Genomic DNA, 23,929 nt, shown 5'->3' with positions numbered 1-23,929 from the left:
TCCCGTAACACGGCGCAAAATATCTTGAGGGTGCAAGCCAGCGAGAGATGGAGTGCCAATGATGTCCACAGTTCGAGCTGCACTGGTCCAAAGCAAGTGGACCGGTGACAAAGAATCGATGATCGCGGCACACGAGGGGTTTGCTCGGTCCGCGGCCGAGCAAGGCGCGAAAGTCGTCTGTTTCCAAGAACTTTTCTACGGTCCGTACTTCTGCCAATTGCAGGATGCAAAATTCTACGAATACGCCGAATCGGTACCCGGGCCCACCGTCGACCGCTTCGCCGCATTGGCGAAAGAGCTCGGCATCGTGATGATTCTGCCGGTGTACGAGCAGGAGCAGCCCGGCCTTCTTTACAACACCGCCGCCGTCGTGGACGCCGACGGCACCTATCTCGGTAAGTATCGAAAGCACCACATTCCCCATGTCAACGGATTCTGGGAGAAGTTCTACTTCCGACCCGGAAACCTGGGGTGGCCGGTGTTCGACACCGCGGTAGGCCGAATCGGTGTGTACATCTGTTACGACAGGCACTTTCCCGAAGGTTGGCGGGCGTTGGGCCTTGCCGGTGCCGAGATCGTCTTCAATCCCTCGGCTACCTCGCGCGGCCTGTCGAACTACCTGTGGAAGCTCGAGCAACCCGCATCTGCCGTCGCGAACGAGTACTACGTGGGCGCGATCAACCGGGTCGGAATCGAATCCGAATACGGTGACGACGATTTCTACGGGACCAGCTACTTCGTGGACCCCGAGGGCAAATTCGTCGGCGAGGTAGCGTCGGACTCCGAGTCCGAGATCATCGTTCGAGACCTGGACATGGACTTGATCAAGGTGGTCCGCGACCGATGGGCCTTCTATCGTGACCGCAGACCCGACGCCTACGGTCCACTGGTGCAACCCTGATGGCCACCACCTTCGTGCACGGTGGAATCGTGGTATCCACCACCGGCGCACAGGAATTGGATGTGCTCATCGACGGTGAGACCATCGTCGCGGTGCTGGCTCCGGGCTCGGTGTCACTGGCCGCGGACCTGAAGACCTCGGCAGACGTCGTGGTCGATGCCACCGGCAAGTACGTGATTCCGGGCGGGGTCGACGGGCACACCCACATGGAGATGCCGTTCGGTGGCACGTTCGCATCCGACACCTTCGAAACCGGAACGCGCGCAGCGGCCTGGGGTGGTACGACCACCATCGTGGACTTCGCGATTCAGACTCCCGGCCAGCGCGTACAGGACACTCTGGCGCAGTGGCACGAGAAAGCGGCGGGGAAGTGCGCCGTCGACTACGGGTTTCATCAGATCATCGGCGACGTCACCGACGATTCCCTGAAAGCGATGAGCGAGTTGGTCTCCGAGGGCGTCACCAGCTTCAAGCTCTTCATGGCATACCCGGGCGTGTTCTACTCCGACGACGGCAAGATATTGCGCGCCATGCAGTCTGCGGCCGAAACGGGTGCACTGCTGATGATGCACGCGGAGAACGGCATTGCCATCGACGTCCTCGTGGCGCAGTCGATCGCCCGCGGAGACACGGCTCCGTACTTCCACGGCACGTCGCGGCCGTGGCAGCTGGAGGAAGAGGCGACGCACCGAGCCATCATGCTGGCCGACGTCACCGGCGCGCCGCTGTACGTCGTACACGTCTCGGCCAAGCAGGCCCTCGAGCAGATTGCGCAGGCTCGGGGCAACGGGCAGAACGTATTTGCCGAGACGTGTCCGCAGTATCTCTATCTGTCGTTGGAAGAACAACTCGGTGCGCCGGGTTTCGAGGGGGCCAAGTGGGTCTGCTCGACGCCTCTGCGGTCGCGGGCCGAGGGGCATCAGGACGAACTGTGGCGCTACCTGCGCACCGGTGACGTGGCAACCGTCAGTACCGACCACTGCCCGTTCTGTATGAAGGACCAGAAGGAGATGGGTATCGGCGATTTCTCCAAGATTCCCAACGGAATCGGGTCGGTGGAGCATCGGATCGATTTGATGTTCCAGGGTGTGAAGAGCGGGAAGATCACCCTCGAGAAGTGGGTGGACGTCTGTTGCACCACCCCGGCCCGGATGTTCGGGATGTACCCGAAGAAGGGCGTCATCAGCCCCGGAGCCGATGCCGACATCGTGATCTACGATCCGAACGGGCACACCAGCATCGGAGTCGAGAAGACCCATCACATGAACATGGACTACTCCGCGTACGAGGGTTTCGAGATCGATGGCCACGTGGACACTGTGATCTCTCGCGGGCGAATCATCGTCGATGGCGGTTCCTATTCCGGCACTGCGGGACACGGCCGCTTCGTCCGCCGCGATCTGTCACAGAATCTGATCTGAGCCATGGACATCGGGGTAGTGCTGCAGTGCAATCCGCCGGCGTCCCGTGTGATCGATCTGGCCAGGCAGGCCGAGACACATGGGTTTTCGCACGTATGGACTTTCGATTCGCACTTGCTGTGGCAGGAGCCGTACGTCATCTACAGCCAGATTCTGGCCGCGACGAGGCGCGTGACAGTGGGCCCGATGGTCACCAATCCGGCTACGCGCGATTGGACGGTGACGGCATCGACGTTCGCGACGCTCAACGACATGTTCGGCAATCGCACGGTGTGCGGTATCGGCCGTGGCGATTCCGCGGTTCGCGCTCTCGGCGGTAAGCCGACAACGCTTGCTGCGCTTCGCGAGTCGATCGAGGTGATCGGCAGTCTTGCGAACGGGCGGAGTGCCCGGGTCGGTGAGACGACAGTGCAGTTCCCGTGGGCAGAGCACTCGAGGCTGGAGGTGTGGGTGGCGGCGTACGGACCCAAAGCCCTCGAGCTCACCGGGCAGGTAGCGGACGGCTTCATCCTGCAGTTGGCCGATCCGGATATTGCTGCCTGGACGATCGGTCGAGTGCGTGCCGCGGCCGAACAGGCGGGCCGCGATCCGGATTCGATCTCGATCTGCGTAGCAGCTCCCGCCTACGTCACCGACGGTACCGAGGCCGGCCTCGAACATGCCCGCGACCAATGTCGGTGGTTCGGCGGGATGGTCGGTAACCATGTCGCCGATATCGTCTCGCGTTACGGCGGCGATGGCGGTGGTGTTCCACAGGCGCTCACCGACTACATCGCAGCGCGTACCGGGTACGACTACAACGAGCACGGTCGAGCAGGAAACTCGCACGCAGAATTCGTTCCGAACGAGGTGATCGACAGGTTCTGCCTGCTCGGCACCCCGGCCGATCACATCGCCAAGCTGAAGGATCTGGAGGCACTCGGCGTCGACCAGTTCTCGGTCTACCTCCAGCACGACGCCAAGGCTGCGACGCTGGAGGCGTACGGAGAGAGCATCATTCCGCAGATCCGCAAGTCCGTGACGGCTACGTCGTGACCGGTGTTCTCGATCAGGCGGCGGTGGTAGCTCCTACTCCCGCCCGCTCGGCGCGAGGGCTTCGTCGACCGGTCATGGCGGTGGCCGCAATCGTGTTGCTTCTGGTGTTGTGGGAGCTGGTGAAAGTGCTCGTCCCCGAGAACGGCGTGAGTGTCGGCGGTGTGCGGGTGTTGCCGCGCACCGACGACGGCGCTCTGCCGCATGTGTGGTCGGTGCTGGCGGCGCTGACCGAGCCGGAGGTGAACGTTGCCGGGGCGCGCAGTGTCGGCGCTGCGATCGTCTCGAGCGGACTGTTCACTTTCGGTCTTGCGGTGCTCGGATTCGTTCTGGGGGCGGTGGTCGGACTGGTGCTGGCTGTGGCCATGCAACGATTCGTGTGGGTGGAGCGGTCCGTCTTGCCCTACGTGATCGTCTCCCAGACGGTGCCGCTGATTGCGCTGGCACCGCTCGTCGCCGGCTGGGGCGGGAAGATCGCCATCGGCGGGTACGCCTGGCAGCCGTGGATGAGCATCACCGTCATCGCGTCGTATCTCGCGTTCTTCCCGGTGGCGGTGGGGATGCTGCGCGGCCTACGTGCACCCGACCGGGCATCCCTGGATCTGATGCACAGTTACGCGGCCGGATGGTGGACCACGCTTCTGCGGCTACGGCTCCCGGCCTCGGTGCCGCACCTGATCCCGTCTCTGCGGCTGGCTGCCGCTGCCGCTGTGATCGGTGCTGTCGTTGCCGAGATCTCGACCGGAACCACCGGCGGTATCGGCAGGCAGATCATCGTGTTCTCGCAACAGGCGACAGGTGACGCGTCTCGTCTGTACGCAGCTGTTCTGGGTGCAGCGGTGCTCGGACTCGTGGTCACCGGATTGGTGGCCCTGCTCGATATCGCTCTGGGGCGATATGGAGGCCGTACTCCTGCGCGAAGGGCGGATTGATGACCGTGCATGCCGTTGACGTCGAGAGCGTCGGCAAGACCTTCGATGGGGGAGTGACAGCGCTGGACAATGTGTCGCTGTCGATCGCTCCCGGCGAATTCGTCTCCCTGATCGGCCCTTCCGGCTGCGGCAAGTCGACGCTGCTTCGCGTGATCGCAGATCTCGAGCAACCCACCTCCGGTGCGGTGTCGGTGTTCGGTCTGACGGCGCGGCAAGCTCGTGTCGAACAGAAGTACGGCATCGCATTTCAGCAGGCAGGGCTGCTCGACTGGCGAACTGTGCAGTCGAACGTTGCATTGCCGCTCGAGCTGCACAAGGTGTCCAAACGAGAACGCGCGGAACGGGTACGCGAACTGCTCGAACTCGTGGGACTCACCGATTTTGCCGACAGCTTTCCCAGCCAGTTGTCGGGCGGCATGCAGCAACGCGTGGCGATCGCTCGTGCATTGGCCCGAACGCCCGGACTGTTACTGATGGACGAACCGTTCGGCGCTCTCGATGAGATGACGCGCGAGAAGATGCAGAACGATCTGTTGCGCATAGCCGAGGAGTCCAGCGCAGCGGTGGTGTTCGTGACCCATTCCATTCCCGAAGCGGTGTATCTGTCCGATCGAGTGGTCGTGATGTCGCCCAGGCCGGGGCGGATCGTGGACACGCTCACGATCGACACGTTCGACTCCGACGGTGACCCACGTGAATCGGCGGGTTTCTTCGCTGCCATCACCTCGGTTCGGGATGCGCTGCACGGGCGCATAATTCGCGGCGCAGATCTCCGATGAAAGTCTGGCTGCCGCCGGTGGTGTTCGGCGTTGTCCTGCTCGGGTTGTGGCAGCTGCTGACCGTCGTCGCCGGGGTACCGTCGTTCCTCCTTCCCTCACCGAGTGCGATTGCCGAACAGTTCGCTCGTAACGTCGGCAACATCGGATCGGCGAGTGTGGCAACCGGAACCAATGCGTTGGTGGGATTGATCGCAGGATCGGTCCTCGGTCTTGTCGCAGCGATGGTGGCCGTTCGCCTTCGCGTCGTCGACGAGCTTCTCACTCCGCTGGCGGCGGGTGCCGCAGCGGTCCCCATCGTCGCCCTCGCTCCGGTGTTCAACTCGATGTTTTCCTCGACCACCGATCTACCCCGCCGCCTCGTCGTGACCATCGTCGTGTTCTTCCCGGTATTCGTCAGTGCGGCAAAAGGACTCCGTCAGGTATCACCGGTGCATCAGGACCTGATGACGTCGTATGCGGTCGGCGGCTGGCAGTTCACACGCATCGTTCGCCTCCCGTCCGCGGTGCCACACATCTTCACCGGGTTGCGGGTGGCGGCTCCGAATGCTGTCATTGCTGCCATCATCTGCGAGTACTTCGGTGGACTGCAGAACGGTTTGGGGTCGCGGATCACCTCCGCCGCGTCGAACACCGCTTACCCCCGGGCATGGGCCTACGTCGTGGGTGCCATCGCAGTCGGGTTGCTCTTCTTTCTGGTCGTTCTCTTGCTCGAGAAGCTCGTGTCCCGCCGTCGTACCTAGGAGAAGTCGAACGTGAAGATCACTCGAACCCCCCGACGCCTGCTGGCCGTCGTCATGGCACTGGCGGTAGTCGCCTCGGCCTGCAGCACCACCACCACCACGACCGAAACCGATGCCGGTGGCGACGGGAACACCACGATCAAGCTGCAATTGCAGTGGTTCAAACAGGGCCAGTTCGCGGGCTATCTGGCGGCCGTCGATCAGGGCTTCTACGCCGAGCAGGGGCTGAACGTCGAAATATTGGACGGCGGAACGGATATCGTTCCGCAGACCGTGCTGGCGCAGGGACAAGCCGACTATGCCGTTGCCTGGGTCCCGAAAGCGCTCGCTTCCCGCGAGGCCGGGGCGGGCATCACCGACGTCGCTCAGATCTACCAGAAATCCGGCACGTTGCAGGTCTCGTTCAAGGATCAGAACATCGCCTCACCCGCCGACCTTCGCGGCAAGACCGTCGGAAACTGGGGCTACGGCAACGAATTCGAGTTGTTCGCAGGCATGACCCAGGCCGGGGTGAGTCCATCCGACGTGACGTTGGTGCAGCAGCAGTTCGACATGAACGGTCTACTGTCCGGCGATATTGCTGCCGCCCAAGCGATGTCGTACAACGAGTACGCCCAGCTGCTCGAGACCGTGAACCCTGCAACCGGAGCGCTCTACACCGCAGACGATTTCACGTCTCTGAACTGGAACGACGACGGGGTCGCCATGTTGCAGGACGCGATCTGGGCCAATACCGACAAGCTCTCCGACGAGGCCTACCAGGATCAGACCGTCAAATTCTTGGCGGCCTCGCTGAAGGGCTGGATCTTCTGCCGAGACAACGTCGAGAAGTGCCGCGACATCACCGTCGCTGCGGGGTCCACACTCGGCGCGAGCCATCAGCTCTGGCAGGTCAACGAAGTCAACAAACTGATCTGGCCGTCGGGTGAAGGCATCGGGATGATCGACGAGGCCGCCTGGCAGCAAACCGTGGACATCGCGAAGACCACGAAGAACGCCGAGGGCTCGACGGTGCTCACCGCTGATCCCGATGCCGAGGCATACACCAACGAGTACGTCGGCAAGGCATTGGATTTGTTGAAGGCCGACGGTGTGGACGTCACCGGAGAGTCGTACGCTCCGATGGAGGTCACACTGGAGGAAGGCGGCAAGTAGATGGATCACGTGTTCTACTCCTGGTCGGCGCAGGCCGAACTGAACCCGATCACCGTCGAAGGAGCCGAGGGGTCGTGGTTCTGGGACGACAAGGGCAAGCGATATCTGGACTTCTCTTCCCAATTGGTCAACGTCAATCTCGGGCATCAACACCCCGACGTGGTGGCCGCCATCGTCGAACAGGCTCAGGTGCTGACGACCATTTCTCCGACCGTGGCCAACAACAAGCGCAGTGAACTCGCCGCGCTGATCGCCGAACGCGCCCCGGGTGATCTGAACCGGGTGTTCTTCACGACCGGAGGCGCAGAAGCCGTCGAACATGCGGTGCGGCTGGCGCGACAGCACACCGGGCGTACGAAGATGCTTGCCGCGTATCGGTCGTACCACGGAGGAACCGGGGTCGCGATCGGTCTCACCGGTGAGCCGCGGCGATGGGGCACCGAGCCGACCAATGTCGACGTCGTACGATTCTTCGGGCCGTATCCGTACCGATCGCCCTGGGGCACAACGACTCCCGAAGAGGAAACGGCCGCAGCACTGGCACACCTCGAACAGGTCATCGTGCTCGAAGGTGCGCAGAACATCGCCGGACTGATCCTGGAATCGGTCATCGGCACCAACGGTGTGCTGATCCCGCCGCCCGGTTATCTGGCCGGCGTTCGGGCGTTGTGCGACAAGTACGGGATCGTCTACATCGCCGACGAAGTGATGGTGGGCTTCGGGCGAATCGGCGAATGGTTCGCATGCCAGGCCTGGGATGTGACACCGGATCTGATCACGTTCGCCAAGGGCGTCAACTCCGGATACGTGCCCCTCGGCGGGGTCGTGATCTCGGAGAAGATCGCCTCGCAGTTCGACCACAAAGCCTATCCGGGCGGATTGACCTACTCCGGCCACGTGCTCGGGTGCGCCGCGGGCGTGGCCTCCATCGGAGTGTTCGAGCGCGACAAGATCCTCCCGCACGTGCGTCACGTCGGGGAGGACGTACTGGGTGCGGGCCTGTCCAAGCTGGCCGAATCTCATCCCAGTGTGGGCGAGGTGCGCGGCAAGGGATTCTTCTGGGCCGTCGAGCTGGTCAAGGACGGCACGACCCGAGAGCCGATGGTGCCTTTCGCCGCGTCGGGCCAGGATGCGGCGGCAATGGGCACGGTGACCGCCGCGGCGAAGTCACGGGGTCTGTGGCCCTTCGTCGCCGGAAATCGACTCCAGATAGCGCCGCCGCTGACGACGTCCGAGGACGAAATTCGTCAGGGACTGGAAATCCTCGATGAGGTCCTGACGGTGGCGGACGGGTTCACCGTCGACGGGTGATCAGAGCACAGCACCCGGGTTGAGAATGCCCGCCGGGTCGAGAGCGGTCTTGATGCGGCGGGTCAGTTCCATGACGTCTTCTCCGACTTGATCGGGCAGCCAGGCCTTCTTGAGGCGACCGACGCCGTGTTCTCCGGTGATGGTGCCGCCCAACGAAATTGCGAGATCCATGATCGCGCCGAAGGCGACGTTGGCTCGGCGGGTCATGTCTGCGTCCTCGGGGTCGAACACGATCAGCGGGTGGGTATTGCCGTCTCCGGCGTGCGCGATGACGGCGACCAGTACGTCGTATTTCGCGGACAGTTCGGCTATTCCATCGACGAGGGCCGGGAGGGCAGGCAGCGGAACACCGACATCCTCGAGCAGCAGGCTGCCGAGTCGTTCGACGGCGGGAATGGCGAATCGCCGTGCGGCAGCGAAGGCCTCACCCTCGTCGGGGTCGTCGGTGGTGAAGACATCCGAGGCACCGGCCTCGGTGCACGCGGCCGCCATGATCTCGATTTCGCGCCCCCGATCGGCACCTGGTGAGTCGGACCGAGCGATCAGCATCGCTGCTGCCTCGCGGTCGAGTCCCATGTTCATGGCGTCCTCGACGGCACCGATGGACGCGCGGTCCATGAATTCGAGCATGGAGGGCCGCAAGGTACGGGTGATGGCCAGAATCGCAGTCGTTGCATCGTGCACCGACGCGAACGAGGCGACCACGGTGCTGGCCGGAGGCTGTGCCGGGATCAGTCGCAGGGTGATCTCGGTGATGATGCCCAGGGTGCCCTCGGATCCGACGAAGAGCTTCGCAAGTGACAGTCCGGCAACATCTTTCAAGCGTGGTCCGCCGAGTCGGACGGCAGTTCCGTCGGCCAGGACGACCTCGAGTCCGAGAACGTAGTCGGTGGTGACGCCGTACTTGACGCAGCACAGCCCGCCGGCGTTGGTGGCCGCATTGCCGCCGATGGAACACATCTCGAACGACGACGGATCCGGTGGGTACCACAGGCCGTGTTCGGCGACTGCCTTCTTGACTTCGGCGTTGAGCAGTCCGGGTTGTACGACGGCGATACGGGTCACCGGATCGACGGTGATCTCGCGCATCAACTCCGTGGTGAGCACGATTCCGCCGTCGACAGCGGTGGCACCGCCGGACAATCCCGAACCGGCACCGCGCGGAACGACCGCTACGTTGTGTTCGGTGGCCCAGCGCATGACGGCACGAACGTCCTCGGTCGACTGAGCGCGCACAACGGCCAGCGGGGTACCTGCGTCGGGGTCCTTGGCCCAATCGCGTCGGTATCCCTCGGTGATGTCCGGGTCGGTGACCACGGCACCGGCAGGAAGCAGGGATTCGAGTTCGGTCAGTCGGGCATCTGCATCCGTCGTCACCGACATCCGGTTCTCCTCACGTCGAAAATGTGACCGTCGCCACTCGAGTCTGTCACGGGCGGAAATCATGCGCGGATGGGGGATGGGATCAAGAATTCGCAGTCACATCAGTAACACCAGCCTCAGGCGTTACCAGATCGATGCGTCGTCGACACGCAATCTTGTAGTTCGCCACGCTAGCGTCCAGCGCAGCGAACCTCGCGCCCCATGTGACGCGAGTCGACAAGGAGGCTGCACCATGATCGATCCCGGAAGTGACTCCTGGAACTACGTGGCGGCGATGTTCTCGTACGAATTCCTGGGTGGCGGAGTCGAATACGACACCATCGAGCGGATCCATCGAGGTGAAATCGACGAGTGGGTCCAGGCCTTGGCGCACTCCGGGCTGTTCGAGAAAGCCACCGTGTCGCACATTGCGGACTCGTGGCGGGCGGCACCGCGCCAGTTGTTCGACATGCTCGTCCTCGACGCGGACGAGATGACCGCACGACGATGCTCCCTGGCCTGGTCTTCACTCGACCGGCTGGCTCCACTGGCCCGTCTGGGTTGATCGGCGTTCAGCCACCCAGAATCCGTGTCCCCGAATCATCGACAACGATGGCCTGTTCGTCGGTCAGACCGTGACAGCACACGCCATCGCGGCGCAGGCGTTGCAGAGTAGCCCATCCCGAATCATTTTCGTCCAGAACGGAATTCAGGTGGGGGACGATCGAGAAGTCGACCAGGTTCAGTCCGTCCCATACCGTATCGATACCAGTGACGGGTCGAACCTCGTCGGGGTCGTCCGCGTCCTCGATTCCGATCAGTGACGGAGCCGCCACGCACGCACCCGCGCTGTAACCGCCGTAGGCGATGGAGTTCCCGCGAACACGCTCGCTCAGAATGTCGTCTGCGCCCGAGCGGGCGAGCTGGGCGCGCAGGACGAACGTGTTGCCGCCGCGCACCCACACCGCACCGAATCCGTCGAGGGCACGCTCGAACGCTGCCGGCCGACCCGCGTATTCGCGTAGATCCATCTCTACCGGTCGGTACCCGAGAGCGCGGAGCGGGCCGAATTCGCTGCGGAGCGAGGATTCGCGTGCCGCGGCGGGCCACGCGTCCGACGCGTTCGCGATGACGGCGAGATCGGAGGGCGGTCCGGTGAGTTGGACGAAGGCGGCAGAGTGACCGCCGAATCGGTACGACGACAGGAACAGTTTCACGTCGGCGGTTCTGCGTTCAGTCGAGTCAGCCCGACGCGGACGGCGTCTGCGACACGATCGGGCTCGCGCAGGCGCCGCGTGGCGAATCCGGCCACGAACCGCAGCCGGTCACGGTGCCACCTCGGCACTACGTGAAGGTGCAGATGAAAGACCGTCTGGAAGGCAGCCTTGCCGTCGTTGATCACAAGGTTCGCTCCATCGGCGCGCAGGTCCGAGTGCCGCACCGCGCGCGCCAGGGTGTGCCCGACGCGAAACACCTCGGCGGCCGCGTCCGGATGGCTGGAGTTCAGGTCGGTGGCGTGCTCGCGCGGAACGACGAGGAGGTGACCACGACTGATCGGCCGAATGTCGAGAAAGGCGACGGTGTGGTCGTTCTCGAACACGCGGTGCGCGGGCGCGTCACCCGCGACGATGGCACAGAAGATGCAAGATTCCACGGATGTCACTGTAGGGTCCGATCATCAGCGATAGGCCAGTGTGACGTGCAACACAAATGCGCGTCCCGTAGTCGGGGAATGTCGAACGGACTCGATTCAGAACGAATCGGACAATGTTCCGGGCTACCCGCGGTCTGTTTCCTCTGGCTACTATCAGGGACCTTGTGCCTTGTCGCATGGGTTCGTCCACTCGTCGCAAGTTCGGGGCCGTTGGCCGACATGTGGACACCATTCAACGCAGGAAGACGGAGATTTGGATACATCGCAGAGCACTGAGAAGGGTTCGGGATCCACGACAGTCGTCGGTGTGGTTCGGGAATCGGGGGAGGGCGAGCGTCGTGTCGCTCTGGTGCCCAAGATCGTTGCGTCCCTGACGGGCAAGGGCGTCGAGATCGTCGTGGAATCGGGTGCCGGTCTCGGCGCTCTGATTCCGGACGAGCTGTACGTTGCCGCCGGAGCGACGATCGGTGATCCATGGTCGGCGGATGTCGTGGTGAAGGTTGCGCCGCCGTCCGATGCCGAGATCGCCAAGCTGACGTCCGGTTCGACGCTCATCGGATTCCTGGCACCGCGCAACGCGGAGAACAGCATCGGCGCATTGAAGGCTGCAGGCGTGCAGGCCTTTGCCGTGGAAGCGATTCCCCGTATCTCTCGCGCCCAGGTGATGGACGCGCTGTCCTCGCAGGCCAACGTTGCGGGCTACAAGGCCGTGCTGTTGGCGGCCTCGGAATCGACCAGATTCTTCCCGATGTTGACCACCGCCGCGGGCACCGTCAAGCCCGCGACCGTGCTGGTACTCGGAGTCGGGGTGGCGGGTCTGCAGGCATTGGCTACCGCCAAGCGTCTCGGCGGCCGACCCACCGGCTACGACGTGCGACCCGAGGTAGCCGACCAGGTACGTTCGGTCGGCGCACAGTGGCTCGATCTCGGGATCGACGCAGCCGGCGAGGGCGGGTACGCCCGTGAGCTGACCGAAGACGAGCGTGTGCAGCAGCAGAAGGCGCTCGAAGAAGCCATCAAGGGCTTCGACGTGGTCATCACCACTGCACTGGTACCCGGCCGACCTGCGCCCCGGCTGGTCACCGCCGCCGCTGTCGAAGGGATGAAGCCCGGCAGTGTCGTCGTCGACCTTGCCGGCGAGACGGGCGGAAACTGTGAACTCACCGAGCCCGGCCAGACCGTCGTCAAGCACGACGTCACCATCTGCTCCCCGTTGAACCTCCCGGCCTCGATGCCCGAGCACGCCAGCGAGCTGTACTCGAAGAACATCTCGGCATTGCTCGAACTCATGTTGGTCGACGGCAAGCTCGCCCCCGATTTTTCGGACGAGGTCCTTGCCGGTGCCTGCGTGACACGTGAGAAGGAGAACTGATGTACACCCCGCTGCTCGCGAACATCGCGATCCTGGTTCTCTCCGGGTTCGTCGGCTTCGCGGTGATTTCCAAGGTGCCCAACACCTTGCACACCCCATTGATGTCGGGAACCAACGCCATCCACGGCATCGTCGTGCTCGGTGCCCTCGTCGTACTCGGGAAGGTCGAGGACCCCTCGATCGGCCTGCAGGTCATTCTGTTCGTCGCGCTTGTGTTCGGAACGGTCAACGTCATCGGTGGATTCGTGGTCACCGACCGCATGCTCGGCATGTTCAAGTCCAAGCCGGTGCCTGCCGAGACCTCGAAGGGTGCTGACTCCTGATGGACAATCTCGTCAACATTCTCTACATCGTCGCCTTCGGCATGTTCATCTACGGCCTGATGGGTCTGACCGGTCCGAAGACGGCCGTGCGTGGCAACCAGATCGCTGCAGTCGGCATGTTCGTTGCCGTCGTGGCGACGCTCATCTCCATTCGCGACACCGAGAACTGGATCCTGATCATCGTCGGACTCGTCGTCGGCGTCGCGCTCGGAATCCCGCCGGCACGCAAGGTGAAGATGACTGCGATGCCGCAGCTGGTGGCGCTGTTCAACGGCGTCGGCGGTGGCACTGTCGCATTGATCGCGTGGGCCGAGTTCCTCGACACGTCCGGTTTCTCGCACTTCAACCACGGTGAATCGCCGACGGTGCACATCGTCATCGGCTCGCTGTTCGCGGCGATCATCGGTTCGATCTCGTTCTGGGGCTCGCTCATCGCATTCCTCAAGCTGCAGGAAACTCTGCCCGGCTCGCCCATCACCATCGGCAAGTTGCAGCAGCCGCTCAATGCCCTGCTGCTCATCGGTGCGGTTGCCGCTGCTGTGGTCATCGGCATCAACGCCACTCCGGGTGGCGGGGTATCGCAGTTGTGGATCGTCGCGGTTCTGGTGCTCGCGGGCATCCTCGGCCTGACAGTGGTGCTGCCGATCGGCGGCGCGGACATGCCGGTGGTCATCTCGCTGCTCAACGCTCTGACGGGCTTGTCGGCAGCGGCCGCCGGTCTGGCGCTGAACAACACGGCAATGATCGTCGCCGGCATGATCGTCGGTGCGTCCGGCACGATCTTGACCAACCTCATGGCCAAGGCGATGAACCGTTCCATCCCGGCGATCGTCGCCGGTGGATTCGGCGGCGGCGATGCTGCTGCCGGTCCGGCCGGTGCAAGCGGCGGAACGGTGAAGGCAACGTCCGCAGCCGACGCGGCGATCCAGATGGCCTACGCCAACCAGGTCATCGTCGTGCCCGGATACGGTCTGGCCGTTGCGCAGGCGCAGCACGCGGTCAAGGACATGGCCAAGTTGCTCGAGTCGAAGGGCGTCGAGGTCAAGTACGCCATCCACCCCGTCGCCGGTCGCATGCCGGGGCACATGAACGTGTTGCTCGCCGAGGCCGACGTCGCGTACGACGCGATGAAGGAAATGGACGACATCAACGACGAGTTCTCCCGCACCGACGTCACGTTGGTCATCGGCGCGAACGACGTGACCAATCCCGCGGCGCGCAACGACCCGTCGAGCCCGATTCACGGGATGCCGATCCTGAACGTCGATCAGTCGAAGTCGGTCATCGTTCTCAAGCGATCGATGTCGTCCGGATTCGCGGGCATCGAGAACCCTCTGTTCTTCGCCGAGGGCACGTCGATGTTGTTCGGTGACGCAAAGAAGTCGGTCTCGGAGGTGACCGAGGAGCTCAAGGCTCTCTAGCTACGACCTCCGCCCCCGAGCAAGATGGGACGCTTCAGGCATCGGTTCTCGATGTCAACGGAAGCGTCCCATCTTGCGTTGGACGGCCAGCGCTGCCGTATCCAGCGGGTTGCGCGCCTCGCGAGCAGCGGCATCGGGGGAGTAGAGCATGACGATCGAGCATGCAGGCCACCACACGAAGACGACCAGCAGTGCGCTCGCGATCCCGACGATCGATGCAGCTCCGGTGATCAGGGCCGCCGCTGTCACCGCGAGTGTCGCCGCGCTACCCAGACCGAGCACCACGGGTCGCCACGCTGTGGAGGCCACCATGGACGCGGCACCGAGCAATGCTGCCGTCGCAACGAGCTGGCCGTAGGGAAGCGCGGTGGACGAGACGGACGCTCCAGCGACTTCACGAGCGAGCTCGCCGGTCACCACCGCTCCGATGGTGCAGGCGATCACCACCCCGATTCCGTACGGCAGTTTCCGTAGCAGCGCGACCGCGGCGAGGACGGCGACGGCAATCAACACCATGGTCACGTCGATCGCATCGAGCGCGGTGGTGGCCAGTGCTGCGACCGGCGACGTATCCGCAGACGCAGGCGATGGCACCTGCGGTGTCGAGACCATCAGCACCAGTAGAGCGCTTGCCGAGAAACCCGACACCGCCGCTCGCGTAGCGATCGCTCGTCGGCGCAGATGTGCCGAGATACCGCCGAGTGCTGCGGTGCTTCCTGTTCGACGGGATGCTTGGATCGGTCCGCTCTCGAGGCTCGACGGTGACATGACAGCCACAGTGCCCGATCAGCCTGAACGCCGCGTGTGAGGAACTCGAGAACGCCCTGATGGTTTCGCGGTAACGTTTCGATCACAGCACCACTTCAGGACTCGATGTCGGTCTCCCGTCGAGGATGGGCTCGCTCGAACCTGCTGCAGGTAGCCGGAATGGCCTCAATGCGGGTGAGAAGAATGTTTTCGCGCGCAGGAGCAGTGTCCGAGCCTGTATCCGGCTCGGGCTTCATCTCGGGCATATGTCCGTTTCTCGACGATCGACTCCGGCGCTCAGTGCGGCCTCGGGCCGTCTACCTGGGCAAAGATCCGTCCGTTGTCCCCGGTCACAGTAATTCGTAACGCGAACTATGACTTCGTTGCAAGACGTTGATTGGATGGGTAGATCTGTGTGACGATAGTCACATAGTCCAGCTCACCTAGGGCGAGACCGACCAAAAGGGCGTAGTTTCAGCCGCATCGGAAAACCGTGTTCCGCCGTTACAGGAAACTTGATAACGATCCGAACACGGTCTCGAGTACCCGTCGAATGCGGGTATCGCCACGTATCGGACGCCGAAAACTCGAAGGAGAAGAACATGACCGCAATGTCTCAGGGACAGCTCGATATGGTCCGCGCGTTCTTTTGCAACGAGTTCCAAGCGGACTCTCTCGATCGGTCCGTCATGCCCGAGCCTACCGCCGACGCCGTGACCGAGTGGATCCATGCGTTGGCCAGCAGTGGACTCTTCGCCCCCGCCGAGGTGCGCAATATTTCCTCTGTCTGGAACGCGGAGCCGGACGCGCTGGTTGCTTTGCTTGTCGGTGAAGTGGACGAGATCGCCGTCAGGCGTCACGGCGCATCGGTGCCTGCAGCCGCTGTCGCTACGCCGGCGCTGATCTCGGCCTTCGAGCGCGCCAGCTGACTCTCGGTGTCTCGGCCCTCGAAAGGGCTGTGCTTCGCTACGATCATCCGATTGGATGACGGCAGTCGACGATCTTTCGTCGCGCAGCGAAATGAGGGCACTGGATGGGCGCAGTGGGACTGGACGAAGATGCGGTGTCGACCTGGATCGCAGGATTGGGAATCGGCGCTACGTCCCCGCTGACCTATCGTCGAATCGGAAACGGGCAGTCGAATCTCACGTTCGAGGTGCGTGACGCGGGAGGGTCCGCCTGGGTTCTTCGTCGGCCGCCGCTCGGACACCTGCTGGCCTCGGCGCACGACGTGGTGCGCGAACATCGAATTCTTTCGGGTTTGCAGAACACTGCGGTGCCGGTTCCGAAAATGATTGCGGTGACCGAGGATCCGTCGATCTCCGATGTTCCTCTGGTGCTGATGAGCTTCGTGGACGGTGTTGTGGTCGATTCGGTCGCGGTGGCCGAGCAACTCGACATCGACCACCGTCGCCGAGTCGGGCTCGGGCTGACCGTAGCGCTCGCCGATATTCACCGCGTCGATCTCGAGTCGTCCGGTCTGGCCGACCTGGCAAGCCACAAGCCCTACGCCGCTCGTCAACTGGCCCGATGGACCAAGCAGTGGGAGTCCTCGCGCACCCGGGACGTACCTGGCATAGATTCTCTCGCAGCCCGACTCGCAGCCGGCATTCCGCAGCAGCACGAAGTGACTTTGGTGCACGGAGATTTTCACCTCAGCAACGTCATCACCGCCCGCGACGACGGTCGAGTCGCTGCGGTCGTCGACTGGGAGCTGTGCACTCTCGGGGATCCGCTGGCCGACCTCGGCGGACTGCTGGCCTACTGGCCGCAAGCCGACGACGGGGTCGCTGGCCCGTTCATGGCGTCGACTTTGCCCGGATTCCCCACCAGGGCCGAGCTCGTCGAGTCGTACGCTCAGCACACGGGGCGCGATGTCTCCGACGTCGGATTCTGGCAGGTGTTGGCGCTGTGGAAGCTCGCGATCATCGCCGAAGGCGTCATGCGACGAATGGAAGCGGACTCACGAAACAGAGCGATCGCGGGCGGGCCCACCACGACTCTCATCGACGACATCGTCACCCGTGCGGTGAACACCGCCGACGAGATCGGCCTGTAGAACCGTCAGCTCGCCGAGGTTCCGATCACCAGAGTGCGTGCTGCGCTTTCGATCTCGGGTGGGATCGCGACAGGTCTGCGCGTGACGCCGTCGACGTAGACGTGCACGAAACGACCCCGGGCTGCCAGTTCCAGCGCATCGTCTTCGGCTTCCCGGAACAGCGCGAGCGAGTACACGATGCTGCGGGTACCCAACTTCTCGACGGCCAGGCCGACCTGAAGGCGATCCGGAAAACTCAACTCGGACAGGTAACGACACGACGTTTCCGCCACCACGCCGATCGCCGGGAGTTCTCGAATGTCCACACCCGTCGTCTCCATCAACCAGCCGTTGACGGCAGTGTCGAAGTATGCGTAGTAGGTGACGTTGTTGACGTGGCCGTAATGGTCGTTGTCGTCCCACCGCGTCGGCACCGGCCACAATGCCGGAAAATCCGACGCACGAGACAACTCCGCATTTTCGTTCACCTGATCCGCCATGAACGAGACCTTAGCCAGTCTCCTCGGGCGCAGTAGCGATCGGGGACTGCCGCCGCAGGATCGCCCGCACGACGAGCCCGACGACCAACGCCCAGAATGCGGACCCGATTCCTGCGAACGTCAGGCCGGATGCGGCGACGAGGAACGTCAGAACGGTCGCTTCGCGGTCCGCCGCATGTTCGAGCGCCCCGAACAGGGACGCCGCGAGTGTCCCCAGCAGCGCAAGTCCGGCAACGGTTTCCACCACTCCGGCAGGTGCTGCGGCCACCAGAGTAGCCAGAGCCGTGGCCAGCAGCGCGAGCACCAGATACGAGCAACCGACGGAGAACGCCGCGATCCATCGCCGCTTCGGATCCGGATGTGCGCCGGGATTGGCGGACAACGCCGCACTGATCGCGGCGAGATTGATCGTGTGGCCGCCGGCGAATGCACCCAGGACGGTGCCGGTTCCGGTGACCGTCATCGACGCACGCCACGGGATTCGGAATCCGAACGACGCCATGACCGTGGTGCCAGGAATGTTCTGCGACGCCATCGTGACGATGTACAGCGGAACCGCGATCCCTATCGTGGCCTGCCAGGTCCAGTGCGGAACCGTCCAGTCGATTCCGGGAACGAGATCGGACGTCGCGATCGAGGTGCCGCTGCCGATCAGGTCTGCGGCGATGACAGCGGCCGCTGCAACGAACGCTGCGGGCACTGCCCAGCGGGTGCTGAAACGGAGAACCACGAGCCAGACGACCGCCACCGGCGCTATCAGCGCGGGGGAGTCGGCGAACGCGGCCACCGGTGCCGAGCACAGGGGTAGAAGAACCCCGGCCAACATTGCTTGGGCAAGAGGTACTGGAATTCTCGAGACCAGCGCACCCAGTCGGGGCCACAGGCCCGTCAGGACGATCAGAATCCCGACCGTGACGAACGCGCCGACGGCGGCGGGCCACCCTCCCGCCACGACGCCGGTTCCGGCCAGCAGCGCCGCACCGGGCGTCGACCACGCCAAGGTGATGGGCTGTCGGTATCTGCGGGCCAGCCACATCATGCCCAGTGCCTGCGTCACGCACAGCGCCGACAATCCGGACGCCGCCTCTGCCGGGGTGGCACCGACCGCACGCAGGCCGGTCAGCACGACGGCGAAGGAGCTCGTGAAGCCCACCAGTGAGGCCACGATTCCGGCACTGATGGGAGTCGAGAGTGGAGTCGGTCCGTAGGCGGAATCGGCAGCGGTCACGAGTGTCGATCATGCACGGTGGGCCGCGGTCTGTCGCATCCTTTCCCAGCGGACGAAGGCCGCGATGTTCCTCGGGTAGCGGAATGCTGTCGAGGTGGTACCGACGTCGCGTAGTCTTCGGTTGGACCGGACCAGTCCGTACCGCTGGCTCGGCGATTGACCGAAAGGCCGGCGCAGTGGTGATGCCCGTACATCTGAGGGACAGTCAGGTCCCGAAACACGAACAGTTGCGCGCAATTCTGTTGCACCGCTGCACCAAGGAGCTTCAGCCGGGCGACTTGATGCCGAGCGAACGCAAGCTGATGGAGGACTACGGCGTCAGCCGTATCACCGTCAGGGAAGCGATCGGGCAACTCGTCAACGACGGCCATCTGGTGCGCGTGCGTGGCAAAGGCACGTTCGTGGCCAGCCGGACCGTGCAATCTCGTCTGCATCTGGCGTCGTTCTCGGAGGAGATGCGCGCGCAGGGACTGACACCGACGACGGTTGTGCTGTTTGCGCGACTCGAAAACCCCTCGGCGGCAACCGTTCGTGCTCTCGGCCTGGCCGTCGGGGAGCAGACCTACCACGTCAAGCGACTACGATTGGCCGACGCGGAGCCGGTGAGCGTCGACGACGGATGGTTTCGTGCGGCACTGCTTCCCGGTCTGATCGAACACGATCTGAGCAGGTCGGTGTACGAGGCCGTGCACACCCACTACGGCTTGACCATCGACCGGGCCGAACAGACCGTCAAAGCGACCGCGGCCGACAGTGATACTGCGACCCTGCTGGGCACCAAGCGTGGTGCGCCGGTGCTGTATTTCGACCGAGTCTCCTTCAGCGGTGACGAGCCCCTCGAACACACGGAAAGCTGGTACCGATGCGATCGATACCAGCTGTCGATGGAGGTGGAAGGGCGGCGACGCACCACGCCGCGTCGGTGAGATCAGGGCAGCTCGAACAGGGGATCACCCGTCGCCACGTCGGTGCCGATGTGCGCGCTGGTGATCGAATCCGGTTTCGAATCCATGAGGACCACGGGCACCACATCGGAGTAACCCGCTGCTGCGATCGCGGCAGGGTCGTAGGTGACGACGAGATCGCCCGCCTGCACTCGATCTCCCTCGGCTGCAACGAGATCGAAGCCTTCACCTTTCATCTTCACGGTGTCGATACCGATATGCACCAGTACGCCCGCCTTGTCGTCGGTGAAGACGACGAACGCGTGCGGATGAAGCTTGAGTATCTTGCCCGCGACCGGAGAACGAACCTCGACGGGACCGTCGCTCGCGGCCGGCCGCAGTGCAACACCGGAACCCACCATCTGCGCGGAGAACACCGGATCGGGCACCTCGCCAAGCGAGATCACTTGGCCGGCAACAGGGCTGAGGATCAGGGTGGCGTCGTTCACAGAATGTCTTCGATATCTTCTGCGAGCGTATCCGCTTCGGGGCCGACGATGACCTGAACGGCAGTGCCCTTGTGGAACACCCCGTGGGCACCCGCCGCCTTGAGTGCAGCCTCGTCGACCAACGAGCCGTCCTTCACTTCGGTGCGAAGCCGAGTGATGCACGCTTCGATCTCGACGATGTTGTCGGCACCGCCGAGGCCCTTCACGATCGCGTCCGCCTTGGACATGTTCTGTTCCTACTCTCTTCTCGGCTGCGATCCTGTCGGTTGGATCACAAGTCTGGGTTGACACGAGCTTGCCACCTGGTCAAACTACAACTGGTAATGACCGGACAGTACCCCTGATGGCACTCGGTCACAACAGCGAAATCCACCCTCACGGACCAGCCTCGAAGAGAAGGTCGCCATGACCCCGAAGAACACGGACTCGGTCGATACCGAGCCGAAGAAGGACTCCCGTTCATTGGCCGGGCTGCAACGGTTCGGTCGCAGTCTCATGCTTCCCATTGCCGTTCTGCCTGCTGCAGGAATCTTGCTGCGGCTCGGCCAAGACGACTTGCTGGGCAGATTCAGCGCGCTGGAGACCGCCGCCGCGGTCATCTCGGCCGCTGGTCAGGCTGTGTTCACCTGGCTTCCCTTGATCTTCGCCGTCGGTATCGCGATCGGCTGGGCCAAGAAGTCGGACGGCTCGACAGCGCTCGCTGCGGTCGTCGGATACATGGTGATGAACGGTGTCTTCACGGCGATGTCACCGGTGGTGCTCGGCGGGAAGGTCGATGCCAACGGTGACCCGGCAGTGATCGATTACGGTGTTCTCGCGGGCATCGTCATCGGTCTGCTCTCGGCAATCCTCTGGCAGCGGTTCTACCGTCAGAAGTTGCCCGATTATCTAGGCTTCTTCAGCGGCCGCCGGCTTGTGCCGATCCTGACAGCGATCACCGGTCTTGTTGTCGCCGTTGTCATGTCGTTCGTCTACCCGCTCTTCTACAGTGCGCTCAACTGGGTCGGCAATACCGTCGCCGACCACAGTGTGGTGGGCAGCGGCATCTACGGTTTCGCCAACCGCATGCTGATTCCGACCGGGCTGCACCACATTCTGAATTCCGTGGTCTGGTTCCTCGTCGGCGACTACCAGGATGCGAGCGGGCAGCTGGTGCGCGGCGACCTTAACCGGTTCTTCGCCGGCGACCCCTCCGCTGGAGTGTTCATGACCGGATTCTTCCCGATCATGATGTTCGCACTTCCCGCTGCGGCATTCGCGATCTACCGCAATGCCAAGCCGTCGCAGAAGAAGATCGTCGGTGGAATCATGTTGTCCACCGGCCTGACTGCCTTCGTCACCGGAATCACCGAGCCGCTCGAGTACTCGTTCATGTTCGTCGCCTGGCCGCTCTACATCATTCACGCAGTCCTGACCGGAACCTCGATGGCGCTGACCAATGCCCTCGGAATACACGACGGATTCTTCTTCTCCGCCGGTGGCATCGACTACCTGCTGAACTACGGAATCGCCACCAAGGCATGGCTACTGATCCCCATCGGTCTCGTGTACGCGGTGATCTACTACTTCCTGTTCAGCTTCGTCATCAAGAAGTGGAACCTGCGCACTCCCGGCCGTGAGGACGATGTGGTGGCCGAACCGACACAGGCATGACCGAGCACTCCACGACGTTGCGAGGGCGGGTCATCACCGGCGAGGAGGTGATCGAGGACGGTGTGGTCGCACTGGCGGGAGATCGGATCTCGTGGGTAGGACCGACCCGACTCTGGGCGGGAGATGCACTACCGCAATCCGATTCGACGATCCTGCCAGGTCTGGTCGACGTGCATTGCCACGGTGGTGCGGGGGCGTCGTTCCCCGATTCCGCAGCCGCCGATCTCATGACGGCGGTGCGGCATCACCGCTCCCGCGGCACCACGACGATGCTTGCCTCTCTGGTGTCGGCACCGCCCGAACGGCTGATCGGCCAGACGTCGCTGCTGGCCGATCTGTACGAATCCGGTGACATCGCCGGGGTGCACATCGAGGGTCCGTTTCTGTCGGTCGCCCGTTGCGGCGCACAGGATCCGGCCTCGCTCCGCAGCGGTGATCCGGGTCTCCTGGCGGACATCATCGGTGCGGGCAGAGGAGCGGTCCGGTCGATGACTCTCGCACCCGAGGTCGACGGATTCGCGGCCGTTGCGGAGATGCTGAGAGAGAACGGCATCGTGCCGAGTATCGGCCACACGGACGCTGACGCTCTCACCACCCGCAGGGGTATCGACACGCTGGGGAGCGGGCCCATCACGGCCACGCACCTGTTCAACGGAATGCCGACCTGGCACCACCGAGCACCGGGGCCGGTGAGCGAATGCTTGGCATCCGCTGCGCGCGGAGGCATGGTGCTCGAATTGATCGGAGACGGAGTGCATCTCGCCGACGAGACGGTGCGCGCGGTGTTCGATCTCGTCGGTGGTGCGCAGATCGCGCTGGTGTCCGACGCGATGGCCGCCGCCGGTATGGCGGATGGCCGCTATCGACTAGGGCCACTGGACGTGACCGTCCATCACTCGGTCGCACGATTGTCTCGTGACGCCGATCCCGAGACAGCACCGATCGCGGGTGGCACCGCGACGGTATTGGACCTGGTGCGCCGGGCCGTGCAGGACGCCGGTGTGTCGTTGGTCGAGGCAGTGCGGGCGGGGTCGTCGACACCGGCGGCGACGATCGGTCTGGGTTCGGATATCGGCCGGTTACAGCAGGGAATGCGAGCCGACGTGTTGGTGGTCGACGCGACATTCGAGCCGGTGCAGGTCATCAGGGGCGGAATCGCGATAGAGGAGGACAGCTAGATGGAGATAGTGATCCTCGACGGAGTGGACGCGGTGGATCGAACGGCCGCCGACATCGTCGAGCGCACAGTTCGGACAACCCACGTATCAACCCCCATATTGGGCCTGGCAACCGGATCGACGCCGGTGGGCACCTATCGCGAATTGGCGAGACGCCATCGCGACGAGGGACTGTCTTTCTCGCACTGTCGAGCGTTTCTGCTCGACGAGTACATCGGTCTCGCGAGAAGTGCCGAACAGTCGTACTTTTCGTTCATTCGCGAGAACTTCGTCGACCACATCGATCTGGACGACGCCGCGGTGTTCTCGCCCGACGGCGAAGCGCACGACATCGCAGCGGAGGCGCAGCGGTACGACGCGGCGATTGCGGAGGCGGGCGGCATCGATGTTCAGATCCTGGGAATCGGGACAGACGGGCACATCGGCTTCAACGAGCCCGGGTCTTCGTTGCGGTCGAGGACCCGGGTGAAGACGCTGACCGAACAGACCCGTACCGACAATGCGCGATTCTTCGACTCTCCCGAGGACGTGCCACATCACGTACTGACGCAGGGCCTCGGCACCATCGACGAAGCGCGTCACCTCGTCTTGATCGCGACGGGCGAGTCGAAGGCCGAAGCGGTGGCTGCGGCTGTCGAGGGGCCGTTGTCGGCACACTGCCCGGCGTCGGTGATTCAGTGGCACCCTCACGTGAGCGTGCTGTTGGACGACGCTGCGGCGTCGTCCCTGGCTCTGGCGGAGTACTACCGATACGCCTACGCCAACAAGCCTGGGTGGCAACACTTGTGA

26 protein-coding genes are annotated in these 23,929 nt (G+C 63.6%); 18 read left to right on the top strand and 8 right to left on the bottom strand.

The window, feature by feature from the left end; genetic code table 11:
• Positions 1–61: 61 nt before the first annotated feature.
• The 8 genes from ACQR3T_RS27635 to ACQR3T_RS27600 are packed head-to-tail and all read left to right on the top strand — an operon-like array spanning position 62 to position 8,271.
• Positions 62–901 (top strand): nitrilase-related carbon-nitrogen hydrolase, encoded by an 840-nt coding sequence (locus ACQR3T_RS27635; protein WP_197914655.1) that lies wholly within the window; start codon positions 62–64, stop codon positions 899–901.
• Positions 901–2,322 (top strand): dihydropyrimidinase, encoded by a 1,422-nt coding sequence (hydA, locus tag ACQR3T_RS27630; RefSeq protein WP_037177640.1) that lies wholly within the window; start codon positions 901–903, stop codon positions 2,320–2,322. The genes ACQR3T_RS27635 and hydA overlap by 1 nt, the downstream gene beginning before the upstream one ends.
• Positions 2,323–2,325: 3 nt before the next feature.
• Entirely contained in the window at positions 2,326–3,357 is a 1,032-nt protein-coding gene (locus ACQR3T_RS27625; protein ID WP_428695689.1) for a TIGR03842 family LLM class F420-dependent oxidoreductase, read from the top strand.
• Positions 3,354–4,286: an ABC transporter permease gene (locus ACQR3T_RS27620; RefSeq protein WP_428695688.1), complete on the top strand. Its 933-nt coding sequence runs from the start codon at positions 3,354–3,356 to the stop codon at positions 4,284–4,286. The genes ACQR3T_RS27625 and ACQR3T_RS27620 overlap by 4 nt, the downstream gene beginning before the upstream one ends.
• The gene (locus ACQR3T_RS27615) at positions 4,286–5,065 is read left to right on the top strand and encodes an ABC transporter ATP-binding protein (RefSeq protein ID WP_428695687.1); all 780 of its coding nucleotides are present in this window, start codon (positions 4,286–4,288) and stop codon (positions 5,063–5,065) included. The genes ACQR3T_RS27620 and ACQR3T_RS27615 overlap by 1 nt, the downstream gene beginning before the upstream one ends.
• Positions 5,062–5,805, top strand: coding sequence for an ABC transporter permease (locus ACQR3T_RS27610; protein WP_428695686.1), 744 nt, complete (start codon positions 5,062–5,064; stop codon positions 5,803–5,805). The genes ACQR3T_RS27615 and ACQR3T_RS27610 overlap by 4 nt, the downstream gene beginning before the upstream one ends.
• A 12-nt stretch (positions 5,806–5,817) precedes the next feature.
• Positions 5,818–6,960 carry an ABC transporter substrate-binding protein gene (locus tag ACQR3T_RS27605; protein ID WP_428695685.1) on the top strand — a complete coding sequence of 381 codons (1,143 nt, stop codon included), beginning with the start codon at positions 5,818–5,820 and terminating at the stop codon, positions 6,958–6,960.
• The gene (locus ACQR3T_RS27600; protein ID WP_428695684.1) at positions 6,961–8,271 is read left to right on the top strand and encodes an aspartate aminotransferase family protein; all 1,311 of its coding nucleotides are present in this window, start codon (positions 6,961–6,963) and stop codon (positions 8,269–8,271) included.
• Here ACQR3T_RS27600 and ACQR3T_RS27595 read toward each other — a convergent pair whose 3' ends face one another.
• Entirely contained in the window at positions 8,272–9,654 is a 1,383-nt protein-coding gene (locus tag ACQR3T_RS27595) for an FAD-binding oxidoreductase (protein WP_032378925.1), read from the bottom strand.
• Between the two features lie 232 nt (positions 9,655–9,886).
• Between ACQR3T_RS27595 and ACQR3T_RS27590 the strand changes: the two genes are divergently transcribed.
• A complete protein-coding gene (locus tag ACQR3T_RS27590; protein ID WP_032378924.1) occupies positions 9,887–10,198 on the top strand; it encodes a hypothetical protein in 312 nt (103 codons plus the stop codon).
• Between the two features lie 7 nt (positions 10,199–10,205).
• Here ACQR3T_RS27590 and ACQR3T_RS27585 read toward each other — a convergent pair whose 3' ends face one another.
• A complete protein-coding gene (locus ACQR3T_RS27585) occupies positions 10,206–10,850 on the bottom strand; it encodes a Type 1 glutamine amidotransferase-like domain-containing protein (protein ID WP_032378923.1) in 645 nt (214 codons plus the stop codon).
• Positions 10,847–11,287 (bottom strand): HIT family protein, encoded by a 441-nt coding sequence (locus ACQR3T_RS27580; protein ID WP_428695683.1) that lies wholly within the window; start codon positions 11,285–11,287, stop codon positions 10,847–10,849. Before ACQR3T_RS27580 ends, ACQR3T_RS27585 begins: the two co-directional genes overlap by 4 nt.
• A 253-nt stretch (positions 11,288–11,540) precedes the next feature.
• Here ACQR3T_RS27580 and ACQR3T_RS27575 point away from each other — a divergent pair, with 253 nt between their 5' ends.
• From ACQR3T_RS27575 to ACQR3T_RS27565, 3 genes are read left to right on the top strand one after another with little or no spacing between them, the layout of a single operon-like run.
• Positions 11,541–12,659, top strand: a complete 1,119-nt coding sequence (locus ACQR3T_RS27575; protein WP_032378921.1) for a Re/Si-specific NAD(P)(+) transhydrogenase subunit alpha — start codon at positions 11,541–11,543, stop codon at positions 12,657–12,659.
• On the top strand, positions 12,659–12,982 hold the full coding sequence (locus ACQR3T_RS27570) for an NAD(P) transhydrogenase subunit alpha (RefSeq protein WP_032378920.1): 324 nt from the start codon (positions 12,659–12,661) through the stop codon (positions 12,980–12,982). Before ACQR3T_RS27575 ends, ACQR3T_RS27570 begins: the two co-directional genes overlap by 1 nt.
• The gene (locus ACQR3T_RS27565) at positions 12,982–14,403 is read left to right on the top strand and encodes an NAD(P)(+) transhydrogenase (Re/Si-specific) subunit beta (protein ID WP_428695682.1); all 1,422 of its coding nucleotides are present in this window, start codon (positions 12,982–12,984) and stop codon (positions 14,401–14,403) included. The genes ACQR3T_RS27570 and ACQR3T_RS27565 overlap by 1 nt, the downstream gene beginning before the upstream one ends.
• Before the next feature lie 54 nt (positions 14,404–14,457).
• On the opposite strand, the gene ACQR3T_RS27560 is transcribed toward ACQR3T_RS27565, so the two are convergent.
• Positions 14,458–15,171: a hypothetical protein gene (locus ACQR3T_RS27560; protein WP_052070676.1), complete on the bottom strand. Its 714-nt coding sequence runs from the start codon at positions 15,169–15,171 to the stop codon at positions 14,458–14,460.
• 581 nt (positions 15,172–15,752) lie between these two features.
• Between ACQR3T_RS27560 and ACQR3T_RS27555 the strand changes: the two genes are divergently transcribed.
• Both ACQR3T_RS27555 and ACQR3T_RS27550 read left to right on the top strand, forming a co-directional pair.
• Positions 15,753–16,079, top strand: coding sequence for a hypothetical protein (locus ACQR3T_RS27555; RefSeq protein ID WP_052070675.1), 327 nt, complete (start codon positions 15,753–15,755; stop codon positions 16,077–16,079).
• A gap of 104 nt (positions 16,080–16,183) precedes the next feature.
• Complete coding sequence (locus ACQR3T_RS27550; RefSeq protein ID WP_032378918.1) at positions 16,184–17,209, top strand: phosphotransferase family protein; 1,026 nt, start codon at positions 16,184–16,186, stop codon at positions 17,207–17,209.
• 5 nt (positions 17,210–17,214) lie between these two features.
• On the opposite strand, the gene ACQR3T_RS27545 is transcribed toward ACQR3T_RS27550, so the two are convergent.
• Positions 17,215–17,688 carry an acyl-CoA thioesterase gene (locus tag ACQR3T_RS27545; RefSeq protein ID WP_428695681.1) on the bottom strand — a complete coding sequence of 158 codons (474 nt, stop codon included), beginning with the start codon at positions 17,686–17,688 and terminating at the stop codon, positions 17,215–17,217.
• A gap of 10 nt (positions 17,689–17,698) precedes the next feature.
• Positions 17,699–18,916 carry a benzoate/H(+) symporter BenE family transporter gene (locus tag ACQR3T_RS27540; protein ID WP_428695680.1) on the bottom strand — a complete coding sequence of 406 codons (1,218 nt, stop codon included), beginning with the start codon at positions 18,914–18,916 and terminating at the stop codon, positions 17,699–17,701.
• Positions 18,917–19,095: 179 nt separating this feature from the next.
• Between ACQR3T_RS27540 and ACQR3T_RS27535 the strand changes: the two genes are divergently transcribed.
• Complete coding sequence (locus tag ACQR3T_RS27535; protein WP_032379495.1) at positions 19,096–19,842, top strand: GntR family transcriptional regulator; 747 nt, start codon at positions 19,096–19,098, stop codon at positions 19,840–19,842.
• Between the two features lie 2 nt (positions 19,843–19,844).
• Here ACQR3T_RS27535 and ACQR3T_RS27530 read toward each other — a convergent pair whose 3' ends face one another.
• Entirely contained in the window at positions 19,845–20,309 is a 465-nt protein-coding gene (locus ACQR3T_RS27530; RefSeq protein WP_032378915.1) for a PTS sugar transporter subunit IIA, read from the bottom strand.
• The gene (locus ACQR3T_RS27525; protein WP_032378914.1) at positions 20,306–20,536 is read right to left on the bottom strand and encodes a glucose PTS transporter subunit EIIB; all 231 of its coding nucleotides are present in this window, start codon (positions 20,534–20,536) and stop codon (positions 20,306–20,308) included. The genes ACQR3T_RS27530 and ACQR3T_RS27525 overlap by 4 nt, the downstream gene beginning before the upstream one ends.
• Before the next feature lie 178 nt (positions 20,537–20,714).
• Between ACQR3T_RS27525 and ACQR3T_RS27520 the strand changes: the two genes are divergently transcribed.
• From ACQR3T_RS27520 to nagB, 3 genes are read left to right on the top strand one after another with little or no spacing between them, the layout of a single operon-like run.
• On the top strand, positions 20,715–21,962 hold the full coding sequence (locus ACQR3T_RS27520; protein ID WP_428695679.1) for a PTS transporter subunit EIIC: 1,248 nt from the start codon (positions 20,715–20,717) through the stop codon (positions 21,960–21,962).
• Complete coding sequence (locus tag ACQR3T_RS27515) at positions 21,959–23,140, top strand: N-acetylglucosamine-6-phosphate deacetylase (protein WP_428695678.1); 1,182 nt, start codon at positions 21,959–21,961, stop codon at positions 23,138–23,140. The genes ACQR3T_RS27520 and ACQR3T_RS27515 overlap by 4 nt, the downstream gene beginning before the upstream one ends.
• The gene (nagB, locus tag ACQR3T_RS27510) at positions 23,141–23,929 is read left to right on the top strand and encodes a glucosamine-6-phosphate deaminase (RefSeq protein WP_428695677.1); all 789 of its coding nucleotides are present in this window, start codon (positions 23,141–23,143) and stop codon (positions 23,927–23,929) included.

Origin of the sequence: Rhodococcus sp. IEGM1428, from assembly GCF_050321865.1 — a bacterium.
GTDB lineage: Bacteria > Actinomycetota > Actinomycetes > Mycobacteriales > Mycobacteriaceae > Rhodococcoides.
Note: the sequence above shows the minus strand (reverse complement) of the source record. Positions and strands in the feature narration are given on the sequence as shown.